Below are 12,578 nucleotides of genomic sequence, written 5' to 3'. Positions count from 1 at the left end.
GGTGAAACAAAACAAAAAAGAGAGCCTGACGCTGAACCGAACCCGCCGTTAGTCACGCGTTTTCAGCTCTGCTCAACCAAGGCTCTCCTTTTCATCCATTACACATATTTTTTAAAAATCAATGTCGCATTATGGCCGCCAAATCCAAATGAGTTGCTTAAGACCACACGCACGTCTTGCTTGCGCGCTTCATTCGGCACATAGTCGAGGTCGCATTCCGGATCCGGTGTTTCGTAGTTGATCGTCGGCGGAATGATGCCGTCGCGGATCGCCAGCACGGAGAAAATCGCTTCCACCGCGCCGGTCGCCCCGAGCAAATGCCCAGTCATCGACTTCGTCGAGCTGACGGCGAGCTTATAGGCATGATCGCCGAATACTTCTTTGATCGCCTCCGTCTCATACTTATCATTGTACTCGGTGCTCGTGCCGTGGGCGTTGATGTAATCAATGTCCTCCGGCTTCAAGCCGGCGTCTTGAAGCGCCTGGCGCATCGCCCGCACGCCGCCTTCGCCGCCCGGCGCCGGCGCGGTGATATGGTACGCATCGGCGGTCGCGCCGTAACCGACAATTTCGGCGTAAATCTTCGCGCCGCGGCGCAGCGCGTGCTCCAATTCCTCCAAAACAACGATTCCTGCTCCCTCACCCATGACGAAACCGTCGCGGTTTTTGTCAAATGGGCGGCTCGCCGTTTTTGGATCTGGATTGGTTGAGAGAGCCGTATTGGCGCAAAAACCGGCGAACGACATTTTCGTAATCGGCGCTTCCGTTCCCCCCGCGATCATCACATCCGCATCGCCGCGCTGAATGACCCGAAACGCATCACCGATCGAGTTCGCCCCGGTCGCGCAAGCGGTGACCGTGCACGAATTGATCCCTTTCGCTCCAAGGATGATCGATACTTGCCCAGCGGCCATATCCGGGATCATCATTGGCACGAAAAACGGGCTCACTCGGCGATAACCGCGCTGCTGGAAAATTTCAAACTGCTGTTCAAACGTCTCCATACCGCCGATGCCAGAACCAATCCAAACACCGACCCGTTCAGCGTTGCTTTCATGAATGTTGAGATTGGCATCTTTGACCGCCATAAGCGCCGCAGCGACGGCGAATTGGGTAAATCGGTCCATCTTCCGCGCCTCGCGGCGGTCGATAAACAGCGACGGATCGAAGTCTTTCACTTCCGCCGCCACTTTTGCCGGAAAGTCGTCCGGATTGACGCGGGTGACAATGTCGATGCCGGACTGGCCGGCGATGATGTTTTTCCACGTCGTTTCTGCGTCATTCCCAAGCGGGGTGACGGCGCCTATGCCTGTCACGACGACTCGTCTTTTTTCCATCGTTTCCGTCTCTCCTTTTTTTATTTCGATAATATCCGTGCCGTTAACGGCCCCAGCGCAAGGCGATCGCGCCCCACGTCAGCCCGCCGCCGAATCCGACCATAATGATGAGATCATCGTCACTGATTTTACCCGCTTCCAGCTCTTCTACAAGCGAAATCGGAATAGATGCGGCCGACGTGTTGCCATATCGGCGGATCGTCGTCGATATTTTCTCTTCCGGCAGCTCGAGCCGCTGTCTGGCCGCTTCGACGATGCGAATGTTCGCTTGATGAGGAATGAGAAAGTCGACATCGTCTTTCGTGAGCCCGGCTTTTTCAAGCACACGCACGCTTGATTCTCCCATTTGCCGGACGGCGAACTTGAATACTTCACGGCCGTTCATGACGATATATTCGTCTTTGTATAAATGTTTTCCTCCTGTTCCGTCAGCTCCCAACTCAAAAGATAAAATCCCGCGCCCGGGCGACACCGGACCCATGACGACCGCTCCGGCGCCATCGCCGAACAGCACCGCCGTGTTGCGGTCGGTCCAATCGGTGATTTTCGATAGTTTGTCTGCCCCCACTACTAATATATACTTGTAGGTGCCTGTGTCAATAAATTGGGCGGCCGTGACCATCCCGTACATAACCCCCGCGCAGGCAGCGCTAATATCAAGCGCAGCGGCGTTGACGGCGCCAAGCCGCTCTTGCAGCATGCAAGCGACCGACGGAAACGGACGGTCCGGGGTGACGGTGGCAACTAAAATGAGATCAATATCCTTCGCCTCAATGCCAGCGTCTTGAAGCGCCCTTTCTGCGGCAAAATACGCCATATGGGACGTATCGATGTCATCCGGAGCGATGCGGCGCTCCTCGATCCCGGTGCGCGTCCGGATCCATTCATCCGATGTATCCATCATTTTTTCCAAATCAAAGTTGGTCAACACTTTTTCCGGCACATAGCGGCCGACCCCGATAATTCCTGCTCCCATATCATTCATCTCCTTTTTCTTTCCCAAAATGGCAAAAAAACGCTCACGCTGACAACCAAACTTGAATGTACAATCAGTCTACATTACCAATTATTATTACTTGGTACTAATTTTAGCCGAAAGAGCGTGGATGCGCAATAAAAAACGAAAGTTGAACCAGCGTTTTCCGTTCCCCTAAGGCATTTGTCCAAACCGCTTTTTCCTTTCTGCCATACAATACAAATACGAGCGACCATCGCATGAAAGGGAGGATCGCCCATGGCCAACGGCGAAGCACAAGAACAACATCGCGAACGGCAAGACCATTTTTCCCGCCTAATGTTCGGATCTTTTCCTTCTCGCACAACCGGCGAGCGCGAAGATCAAGGGAGCGAGGCAGAACCGCCTTTACTGCCGAACATCGATTTCATGAAGCTGTTTGAAAACGTCAATACGCTAGCCGACTCATTGCAACAATTAAAACCGCTCGTGAAAAAGATCACCTCGCTCGTCGACTTATTGAAAAAATAGCAGAGGCTGATCCAAAAAAGCGGTAATACCCCTATCTGAGGCAACATGGAAAAATAGACCACCTTGAAAACCCGGTACAACCACGGGGGTCAGAGGTGGTCTTTTCAATACTTGGGTGAAATTTCATCAAAAAGGAGCTTTTGAGTCAGCTCCTGCCCTTGTCGTTTACGGGAGTTCATTGTATTGGCAGAAAAATTGCCCGATTTGCCGAGCCAGTTGGCGCCGTTTCTCCGGCAGCTCGTAAACGACGCGCACCCGGTTGTTTGTCGTTTTCATCCATTGTTCATATTTACGGCTATGCAAGGCGGATGGATACGGGCTCACTCCGGCCAGCTGCCAAATCGTCACCGGAACGTCATGAGGACTGAGAAAGAGGGACGGAACAGCCTCGGGCACCTCCTCTTCTTTCAAGCCATAGGCAGTCGCGATTTCCCTCACCATCCGCCGGTACACGAATGGATGTTCCTGTTCATAGTCAAGCTGGGCGCGTACGTCAAGGCAAGGGTTGATCATGGCGACGGCGCGGATTTGACTTGGCATGGCGCCAAGCAGTTGCAAAGCAACGAGCGCGCCCATTCCTTCGGCAACGATATAGATGCGCTGGTTCACAATTTCGCTTTTCAACACCGAGTAAATGAGCTGGCGCGCCAGCCGGACCGCTTTCGGACTCCCCCAATGCCAGCCGTACAAATGGGACGAAAAGACCGTATACCCACGTTCCAACCAATCTTCCAGCCATTGGCGCCGCCCCGGATGCTCGAGCCAAAAACTCGTCTGTTCGTTCACAAAATGGTCGCCGTCGCCTATTAAAAAAAGGGCAAACCCATTTGGGCGCTCCGGCACGTGAACGATGCACCCTTGCTCATCGAGTTGAAAAAACCGCCGTTGTCCTGCCATCGTTTCCATTCACCCTTGTTTGGCAATGCATAATGGTACAGTATACGATATGCGCGGCCAAAAAAAACGTCCGGGTATATGCCTACGCGACAAATTGTGATAAGATAAGAAAAGGAATGACGAGAAGACGGGAGGAACAAAGATGCGCTTGTTTTGGACGTTTTTTTGGACGTTTTTGCTCGTGCAAATGGCGACGTACGTCATGGGCTCGATGCAAGGGACCGGCTATGATTTCGCAACCGGCGCCTTGCTCGGCGTGATCGTGACCGTTTTAGTCCTTGTCGTCGCCGCTTTGATTCCGGACGAGCCGGCTGGGGATCATCGCCATTGATCATTCTCCTCATAAGACAACGCCTTGGGTTGAAAGTCCCAAGGCGTTGTTTTTGTCATCGAGAAGCCCCATTCCAACACGTATATAGGCGTAAGTCGAGGAGGGATTCCATCTTGATGGGTGTAGGTTGGTGTTTTCTGCAGCCGGCCACGTGCCCCACAATGCTCAATGAGATGGGCTTTATGGGGGCATAAAAACGTTTGACGCTGCCAGCAAGAAGCGCGTCTCTTCCCCCGGCTATCCCCCGCCTCTTCGACTCGTTTCACGCTGACGGGCGAATGACAAGCCGGCCGTTTTCGGCATCGACCGTGACGGTGCTGTAATCTTTCACCCGCCCAGCGATCAGCTCTTTCGCAAGCGGCGTTTCGATTTGCTTTTGCATAAACCGTTTGAGCGGGCGGGCGCCGTATACTGGGTCGAAGCCCGCTTCGGCGATGTATTGCTTCGCCGCTTCGGTCAGCACGAGTTCGATATGCCGATCGGCCAAACGGGCCGACAGCTCGCGGGCGAACTTTTCGACGATGCCTTTCACTTCATTCATCGACAATGGCTTAAACAAGACGATATCGTCGATCCGGTTTAAAAATTCTGGGCGGAAATGGGCGCGCAGTTGGTCAAACACTTGTTTGCGCGTTTCTTCATCGATGTCGCCCTGTTTGTTTTCCAACAACAGCGGCGATCCGATGTTCGATGTCATAATGACGACCGTGTTTTTAAAGTCGACCGTCCGCCCTTGCGAATCGGTGAGCCGTCCGTCATCGAGCAGCTGCAACAGGATGTTGAACACGTCCGGATGAGCTTTTTCGATTTCATCGAACAACAAAACGGAATACGGCTTGCGCCGCACCGCCTCGGTCAGCTGGCCGCCTTCCTCATAGCCGACATAGCCGGGCGGCGCTCCGATCAAGCGGGAGACGGCGTGTTTTTCCATATACTCGGACATGTCAAGACGGATGAGCTGCTCCTCACTGTCAAACAGCGCCTCGGCGAGCGCTTTGGCCAGTTCCGTTTTGCCGACGCCGGTCGGTCCAAGGAACAAAAACGATCCGATCGGGCGGTTCGGGTCTTTCATGCCGGCCCGCGCCCGCAAGATGGCGTCGGCGACAAGCTCGACCGCTTCGTCTTGACCGATGACCCGTCTATGCAGCAATTCATGAAGGCGAAGCAGCTTTTCCCTCTCTCCCTCGACGAGGCGGGTGAGCGGAATGCCAGTCCAGCGTGACACGATTTCGGCAATCTCTTCTTCCGTCACTTCCTCGCGCAGCAATTTCCCTTCACTTTGCTCACTGATTTCTTGCTCGAGCTGTTTGAGTTGCTTTTCCAACTGCGGAATGCGGCCATGGCGAAGCTCCGCCGCCTTGTTTAAATCATACTCGTTTTCCGCCTCTTCCAGTTCGCGTTTTGCCCGCTCGAGCGCCTCGCGCAAACGGCGGACGCGGTCAAGCGCCTCTTTTTCTTTTTGCCATTGCGCTTTCATGGCGTTCGCCTTTTCACGCAAATCGGCAAGTTCTTTTTGCAATGCCGCCAGCCGATCGCGGCTCGCTTCATCCGTTTCTTTGCTTAAGGCCGCCTCTTCAATTTCCAGCTGCATGACGCGGCGCATCACTTCGTCCAACTCCGACGGCATCGATTCCATTTCCGTCCGGATCGTCGCGCACGCTTCATCGACCAAATCGATCGCTTTGTCAGGCAAAAAGCGGTCAGAGATGTAACGGTCGGACAAAACGGCGGCCGCGACGAGCGCCCGGTCGTGAATTTTCACTCCATGGTGCACTTCATACCGTTCTTTCAATCCGCGCAAAATCGAAATCGTGTCCTCGACACTCGGCTCTTGGACAAGCACTTGTTGGAAGCGGCGCTCGAGCGCCGGGTCTTTTTCGATGTATTGCCGGTACTCATCAAGCGTCGTCGCCCCGATGCAGCGCAACTCGCCGCGGGCAAGCATTGGCTTTAACATATTGCCGGCGTCGATCGCCCCTTCGGCCCGGCCGGCGCCGACGATCGTGTGCAGCTCGTCGATAAACAAGATGATGCGGCCCTCGCTTTTTTTAATTTCGTTCAATACAGCCCTCAGCCGCTCTTCAAACTCACCGCGAAACTTCGCTCCGGCGACGAGCGCGCTCATGTCAAGAGCGAAAATCGTTTTGTCTTTCAACCCGTCCGGGACGTCTTTGCGCACGATGCGCTGGGCGAGCCCCTCGACAATAGCGGTCTTCCCAACGCCCGGCTCACCGATCAGCACCGGATTGTTTTTCGTCTTCCGCGACAAAATGCGGATGACGCGGCGAATTTCGCTGTCGCGGCCGATGACCGGGTCGATTTTTCCCGCCTTCGCTTCGGCGACAAGATCGCGCCCGTATTTGGTCAACGCTTCATAGGTTGCTTCCGGATGTGGACTCGTCACGCGTTGATTCCCCCTTACCTTTCTCACGGCTTCTACCAGTGCTTGCTCTGTCAAGCCAAACGATGCCAGTTGCTGGGCAACCGGCTCGGCGCCATGAGACAGCGCGAGCAGCACATGTTCGACCGATATGTACTCATCTTGCATTCGTTTCGCTTCGTTTTCCGCCCCCTCAAGCAGCCGCGCCAAGGCAGGCGCAACGTACATCTGTCCCTCTCCCGCTCCGTGCACTTCCGGCTTTTGGCGAATCCGGTCTTGCAGCCAGCGGATCGCCTGAGCGCGGTCGGCGCCGCAAAGGGCAAACAGCCGCGGCGCCAAGCCATCTTCTTGCTCGAGGAGCGCCAGCAGAAGATGTTCAACATCAAGCTGTTGATGATGCCGCTCTTTGGCGAGCGACTGCGCCGCCATGAGCGCCTCTTGCAGTTTTTCTGTCAAACGGCTTACGTCCATGCCGTCCCCTCCATTTGACCTTCTTTGACTATAAATCATTATAGCGGATCGCAAAGCGCACGGCAAATGAAAAGCCACTCCATGCTTGGAATGGCTTTTGTTCTGCTTCACGGTTTGCGCAAATACGTCCAATGCCGGTTATGGTTCGACGTTTCTGGAAACGTATCGCCGGCTTTCAGTTTCAGCTTTTTCGGGTGCTTTACATTGTCTCCCGTTTCGCTGATTTCAATATACACGCCGTTGTTCGGCGCTTTATCGCCTGGTTTGAAATGGCGCGGTTGGCCCATTTGTTTCATCCCCCTTGCTTCGATTGCATTTGTTATCATGCCCGGTTTCATCGCTGTTCATAAGAAGGAAAATGATGGAGGATCGCAAACGGAACGCCAAGCTGTTCACAACGAAAAGGAGCTCTCCCCTCGAAATCCTTTTCAAAGTGAAAAAGGAACTCCCGAAACGGGAATTCCCCCTTTGCTATAAAACGGACAACAAAATCGCTTTTTGCGCATGAAGCCGGTTGCCGGCCTGCTCAAAGACGACCGAGTTCGGACCGTCCATGACGCCGGCCGTCACTTCTTCGCCGCGGTGGGCCGGCAGACAATGCAAAAAGAGATAATCCGGTTTTGCCGCTTTGACGAGCTCTTCGTTGACTTGATACGGCTGAAACACTTGCAGCCGCTCAGCACTTTCGCTTTCTTGGCCCATGCTCGTCCAGACATCCGTATAAATCGCATCCGCCCCCGCCACCGCCACAAGCGGGTCGTGCGTCACCGTGACGGCGGCGCCTGTCTGTTCACCGATCCGGCACGCCGCCTCGACATATTCTTTCTTTGGCTCATAGCCCGGTGGACAGGCGATGGCGACATCCATGCCGACTTTCGCCGCGGCCACAAGCAAGGCGTTGGCGACGTTGTTCCCGTCGCCGACATAGGCGAGCTTGACGCCTTGGAACGTTTTCTTCACTTCATAAATCGTCAGCAAATCCGCCAACGCCTGGCACGGATGATCGTCGTCCGTCAGGCCGTTGATGACCGGAACGGACGCATATTCGGCCAACTCCTCGACTTTTTGATGGGCAAATGTGCGAATCATAATGACATCGACGTATTGCGACAAGACGCGGGCCGTATCGGCGATCGTTTCGCCGCGGCCAAGCTGCAAATGGTTTCCGTTTAAATACATCGCCTGGCCGCCAAGCTGAATCATGCCGACTTCAAACGACACGCGCGTGCGCGTTGACGGCTTTTCAAAAATCATCGCCATTGTTTTCCCGGAAAGCGGCGTATACGATACACCGGCTTTTTGTTTCGCTTTTAAATCAGCTGCTAACGCCAGCAAGTCCAAAATTTCTTCTGTCGTGAAATCAAGAAGCGTTAAAAAATCTCTCCCTTTTAATGACATCACTGCATTCATGCGATCACCGCCTGTTCTGCCTGTTTTTTCTTTTCCAACCAGCCATGGATCGGCTGCACGTCAAGATGATCGACATCGAGCGCCTGCAAGAAGAGCTTCAATGTCTCACGTTCCGTGAAGACGAGCAATTGTCGGGACAACGCAGTCATTCGTTTGTTCGCTTCGCCTTCCTCTTTGCCCAAGTCGATCACCGCGAGCGCCGTGTCGCGCTTCACCCAATCGGCAAACGGGACATCAGCGACGATGGTCAGCTGTTTTGCCGTCATCTCCGCCTCCAGCTCGGCATCGATGTTGCCAATGACATAGACCTCGTTCGCGTTCGCTTTCTTTTGCAAATACGGATAAAACGCTTTATACGCCGCTTCCTCCTTCGTTGCGGCGATGCTGATGCCTTCGCCGGTCGATTTCATCTCTGGCCCAACCACCGGGTCAACCCCCGGCAGCTTATGGGTCGAAAAGACCGGATACTTTAACACGGCGTACGGCATGACCGCCAATGCGCGAGCTTTTTCGTCAACGATGTCGACAAGTGATTTCCCAAGCAATAACTTTGTCGCAATTTGCGCCAATGGCACGCCGGTCGTTTTGCTGACGATCGGCACCGTCCGGCTCGCGCGCGGGTTCACTTCCAGAACATATACATTGCCGTCCGCAATGACATATTGAATGTTCATAATTCCTTTAAAGCCGAGTTTTTTCGCAATCCGGCCCGCATAGTCGATGATTTTCGCTTTTTCTTCACCTGTGAGCGTCTGCGCCGGCAGCCAAGCATAGCTGTCACCGGAGTGGACGCCGGCTTTTTCGACGTGTTCAATGATGACCGGCAGCACGATGTCTGTTCCATCCGTCACGATGTCCGCTTCTGCCTCTTTCCCGTCCAAATACGCATCAATCAAAATCGGATAGGTCAACTCGCCTTGCTCGATCAAAGCAGCGAGCTGCGCCTCGCTATGGACGATAAACATGCCGCAGCCTCCGATGACATACGACGGACGAAGCAGCACCGGGTAGCCGATCTCAGCCGCTTTGGCGGCGAGCTCCTCGGCATTGTTCGCCACCAAGCCCGGTACGTGCGGGATGTCAAGTTCCTCAAGCAACTGGTAAAAACGATCGCGGTCCTCGAGCTGGTCAATCATATCGTACGTGACGCCAAGCAGCGGCACACCTGCTTCTTCGAGTCCTTTGACCAAATTGATCGCCGTCTGACCGCCAAATTGAACGATGACATGCTTGATTTGTTCCGCTTCGATAACATCGAGGACGCTCTCAAGCGTCAGCGGTTCAAAGTACAGACGGTCGGCGACGGCAAAGTCGGTGCTCACCGTTTCCGGATTGTTGTTGATCATCACCGTTTCATAGCCCTCTTTTTGCAAGGCGAACACGCTATGAACGGAGCTGTAGTCAAACTCAATGCCTTGGCCGATGCGGATCGGTCCGGCTCCAATGATCAGCACTTTCTCTTTGCCGCTCGGTTGTTTTCGCTCGTCTTCGCCGAAATAAGTCGAGTAGTAATAATCCGTTTCTGAATGAAATTCGGCCGCGCACGTGTCGACCATTTTGTATGACGGCACGATGCCAAGTTCCTTCCGCTTGTTGCGCACGTCAAGCTCCGTCACGCCCCACGTTTCAGCTAAAAAGGCGTCGCTACATCCTTTTTCTTTCAAGAAACGGAACGTTTGCTCCTCAATCGTATCCAACGTTGCAGCCGCTGCCTGTTTTTCAAGGGCGACAAGCCGCTCGAACGAGCAAAGGAAAAAGTGGTCGATTTTCGTCCATTTGTGAATGGCTTCAACCGCCACCCCGCGGCGGAGCAGTTCCAAAATCGCGAAAAAGCGGCGGTCGTCTTTGTCGACAAGCAGCTGTTTCAGCTCATCATTCGTTTTCACCGAAAGCTCCGGCAACAACAGTCCGTTGTTTTTGCCTTCGAGCGACTGCACCGCTTTTTGAAACGCCCGCTCCATGTTACGGTCGATCGCCATCACTTCCCCGGTCGCCTTCATTTGCGTGCCGAGCTTCCGATCCGCGTGCGGAAACTTGTCAAACGGCAAGCGCGGAAACTTGACGACGACATAATCCAAGGCCGGTTCAAAGCTGGCGTACGTCGTTTTCGTCACCGGATTGACGAGTTCCGCGAGCGTATAGCCGACCGCCAGCTTCGCCGCAATGCGGGCGATTGGGTAGCCGGTCGCTTTCGAGGCGAGCGCTGACGAGCGGCTGACGCGCGGGTTGACTTCGATTAAGTAATATTGTTTGCTGTTCGGGTCAAGGGCGAACTGAATGTTGCAGCCGCCGATGATCCCTAATGCGGAAATGATCTTCACCGCCGACGAACGGAGCATTTGGTACTCCTCATCGGTCAACGTCTGCGACGGTGCGACGACGATCGAATCGCCCGTGTGGATGCCGACTGGATCGACGTTTTCCATATTGCAAACGGTAATGCACGTATTCGATTGGTCGCGCATCACTTCATATTCAATTTCCTTAAATCCGGCGACGCTCCGTTCGATCAAACATTGATGAATCGGGCTTTCGTTCAATCCTTTTTCCACGAGCGCGAGAAACTGCTCCATGTTTTCGGCAATGCCGCCGCCCGTCCCGCCGAGCGTATACGCAGGACGAATAATGATCGGAAAACCGATTTGTTCGGCGAACGCGACCGCTTCCTCGACGCTTGTAACAATTTCGCTTTCCGGCACCGGTTCGCCAAGCTCGTGCATCAACGCGCGGAACGCTTCGCGGTCCTCCCCGCGCTTAATCGCTTCAATCGGTGTTCCGAGCAGTCTCACCCCATACTTTTCAAGCACGCCGGCTTCATGCAGCTGAAACGCCAAGTTGAGCCCTGTCTGGCCCCCGAATGTGGCGAGTAGCCCGTCCGGGCGTTCTTTGGCAATAATCGCTTCGACCGCCTCAACGGTGAGCGGTTCAAAATACACGGCATCGGCATGGACATCATCGGTCATGATCGTCGCCGGATTGTTGTTCACTAAAATAACGCGGTATCCTTCTTCCTTTAAGGCGATGCACGCCTGTGTGCCGGAATAATCAAACTCAGCAGCCTGGCCGATGACGATCGGCCCCGACCCGATCAGGAGAATCGATTGGAGCGAAGAATCTTTAGGCATAGACGTTCTCTCCCTTGAACACGGTTTGCAAAAATTCGTCGAAAATATAGCCGGTATCGTGCGGCCCCGGATGCGCCTCCGGATGGTATTGCACGGACAAAATCGGTTTATGGCGATGGACGATGCCCTCGACCGAACCGTCGTTGACGTTGATGAAACGAATGTCAAACGGTTTGCCCACCAAACTGCCTTCTTTGACGACATAACTATGGTTTTGTGATGTCATCATCACGTTTTGCTTCACCGCGTCCCACACCGGTTGATTGGCGCCGCGATGCCCGAAGCGGAGTTTTTCCGTATCCGCCCCGTACGCCAAGGCAACGAGCTGATGGCCAAGGCAAATCGCAAGCGTCGGATACCGGTCGATCAGCTGACGGATAGCGGGAAGCTGATGGCGTAACTGTTTCGGATCGCCTGGGCCGTTCGAGAGGACAAGCCCGTCCGGTTTCAGCGCATCAATCGCTTCCGGCGTCGTATCATGCGGCACAACCGTCACCCGGCAGCCGCGTGCAAGAAGCGACTGCAAAATCGATTTTTTATAGCCGAAATCGACGAGCACCAAATGCGGGCCGCCTTCGCCGTATGTTTCGATCGTTTTCGTTGACACCGCGCGCACGGGAAATACTGCTTCCTCGCCTCCAACGGCTGAAATCGGCGACAAACTTAATTCCGCCATCATCGTTCCAGCGGTGCGGATTTCTTTCACAAGGGCGCGCGTGTCCACATGCGTGAGAAGCGGAATGTTCCAATGCTGCAAGTATTCCGCCAGACTGTATTTCGCCCCGTAATGAAACCCTTCTCGGCTCGCTTCGTAGACGACGACCGCTTCGACGTGCGGCCGCTTGCTTTCAAAATCGTTTTCGTTGATGCCGTAATTGCCGATGAGCGGGTACGTAAAAACGATGATTTGGTTTTTATACGACGGGTCGGTCAACACTTCTTGATACCCGGTCATGCCGGTGAAAAAAACGATCTCCCCGCTCACCTTTTCTTCAAGCGGAGCGGCGAGCTCCCCGCTGAACGTTTTTCCGCTCGCCACATGCAAATACGCTTTCATTGGCGCCACCTCATCGTTTGAGTTTTTATAACCGTTCGGGAATTTTTATGCATAAACAAGAATAAAAATTAAGCCGTCGGCCGT

10 protein-coding genes are annotated in these 12,578 nt (G+C 54.2%); 2 read left to right on the top strand and 8 right to left on the bottom strand.

Going from position 1 to position 12,578, the window contains the following annotated elements; genetic code table 11:
- Nucleotides 1-98: 98 nt before the first annotated feature.
- A complete protein-coding gene (gene fabF / locus NSQ51_RS04040; protein ID WP_049624651.1) occupies nt 99-1,337 on the bottom strand; it encodes a beta-ketoacyl-ACP synthase II in 1,239 nt (412 codons plus the stop codon).
- Between the two features lie 43 nt (nt 1,338-1,380).
- Nucleotides 1,381-2,313 carry a beta-ketoacyl-ACP synthase III gene (locus tag NSQ51_RS04035; RefSeq protein ID WP_049624652.1) on the bottom strand — a complete coding sequence of 311 codons (933 nt, stop codon included), beginning with the start codon at nt 2,311-2,313 and terminating at the stop codon, nt 1,381-1,383.
- 258 nt (nt 2,314-2,571) lie between these two features.
- Between NSQ51_RS04035 and NSQ51_RS04030 the strand changes: the two genes are divergently transcribed.
- The gene (locus NSQ51_RS04030; protein ID WP_033015622.1) at nt 2,572-2,823 is read left to right on the top strand and encodes a hypothetical protein; all 252 of its coding nucleotides are present in this window, start codon (nt 2,572-2,574) and stop codon (nt 2,821-2,823) included.
- A 165-nt stretch (nt 2,824-2,988) separates the two neighbouring features.
- Here NSQ51_RS04030 and NSQ51_RS04025 read toward each other — a convergent pair whose 3' ends face one another.
- On the bottom strand, nt 2,989-3,729 hold the full coding sequence (locus NSQ51_RS04025; protein ID WP_049624653.1) for an alpha/beta hydrolase: 741 nt from the start codon (nt 3,727-3,729) through the stop codon (nt 2,989-2,991).
- Nucleotides 3,730-3,862: 133 nt separating this feature from the next.
- Between NSQ51_RS04025 and NSQ51_RS04020 the strand changes: the two genes are divergently transcribed.
- Nucleotides 3,863-4,051 carry a YjzD family protein gene (locus NSQ51_RS04020; protein WP_049626102.1) on the top strand — a complete coding sequence of 63 codons (189 nt, stop codon included), beginning with the start codon at nt 3,863-3,865 and terminating at the stop codon, nt 4,049-4,051.
- 262 nt (nt 4,052-4,313) lie between these two features.
- Here NSQ51_RS04020 and clpB read toward each other — a convergent pair whose 3' ends face one another.
- The 5 genes from clpB to NSQ51_RS03995 all read right to left on the bottom strand — a co-directional run bounded on the left by clpB (nt 4,314) and on the right by NSQ51_RS03995 (nt 12,494).
- A complete protein-coding gene (clpB, locus tag NSQ51_RS04015; RefSeq protein ID WP_049626103.1) occupies nt 4,314-6,902 on the bottom strand; it encodes an ATP-dependent chaperone ClpB in 2,589 nt (862 codons plus the stop codon).
- Nucleotides 6,903-7,009: 107 nt separating this feature from the next.
- Nucleotides 7,010-7,189 carry a YjzC family protein gene (locus NSQ51_RS04010; RefSeq protein ID WP_049624656.1) on the bottom strand — a complete coding sequence of 60 codons (180 nt, stop codon included), beginning with the start codon at nt 7,187-7,189 and terminating at the stop codon, nt 7,010-7,012.
- A 184-nt stretch (nt 7,190-7,373) separates the two neighbouring features.
- Nucleotides 7,374-8,312 carry an ornithine carbamoyltransferase gene (gene argF, locus NSQ51_RS04005; RefSeq protein ID WP_049626104.1) on the bottom strand — a complete coding sequence of 313 codons (939 nt, stop codon included), beginning with the start codon at nt 8,310-8,312 and terminating at the stop codon, nt 7,374-7,376.
- The gene (locus NSQ51_RS04000) at nt 8,309-11,437 is read right to left on the bottom strand and encodes a carbamoyl phosphate synthase large subunit (RefSeq protein ID WP_121650092.1); all 3,129 of its coding nucleotides are present in this window, start codon (nt 11,435-11,437) and stop codon (nt 8,309-8,311) included. The genes argF and NSQ51_RS04000 overlap by 4 nt, the downstream gene beginning before the upstream one ends.
- Entirely contained in the window at nt 11,430-12,494 is a 1,065-nt protein-coding gene (locus NSQ51_RS03995) for a carbamoyl phosphate synthase small subunit (RefSeq protein ID WP_011230295.1), read from the bottom strand. The genes NSQ51_RS04000 and NSQ51_RS03995 overlap by 8 nt, the downstream gene beginning before the upstream one ends.
- Between the last annotated feature and the right edge of the window lie 84 nt (nt 12,495-12,578).

Origin of the sequence: Geobacillus sp. FSL K6-0789 (assembly GCF_038593135.1) — a bacterium.
GTDB lineage: Bacteria > Bacillota > Bacilli > Bacillales > Anoxybacillaceae > Geobacillus > Geobacillus stearothermophilus.
Note: the sequence above shows the minus strand (reverse complement) of the source record. Positions and strands in the feature narration are given on the sequence as shown.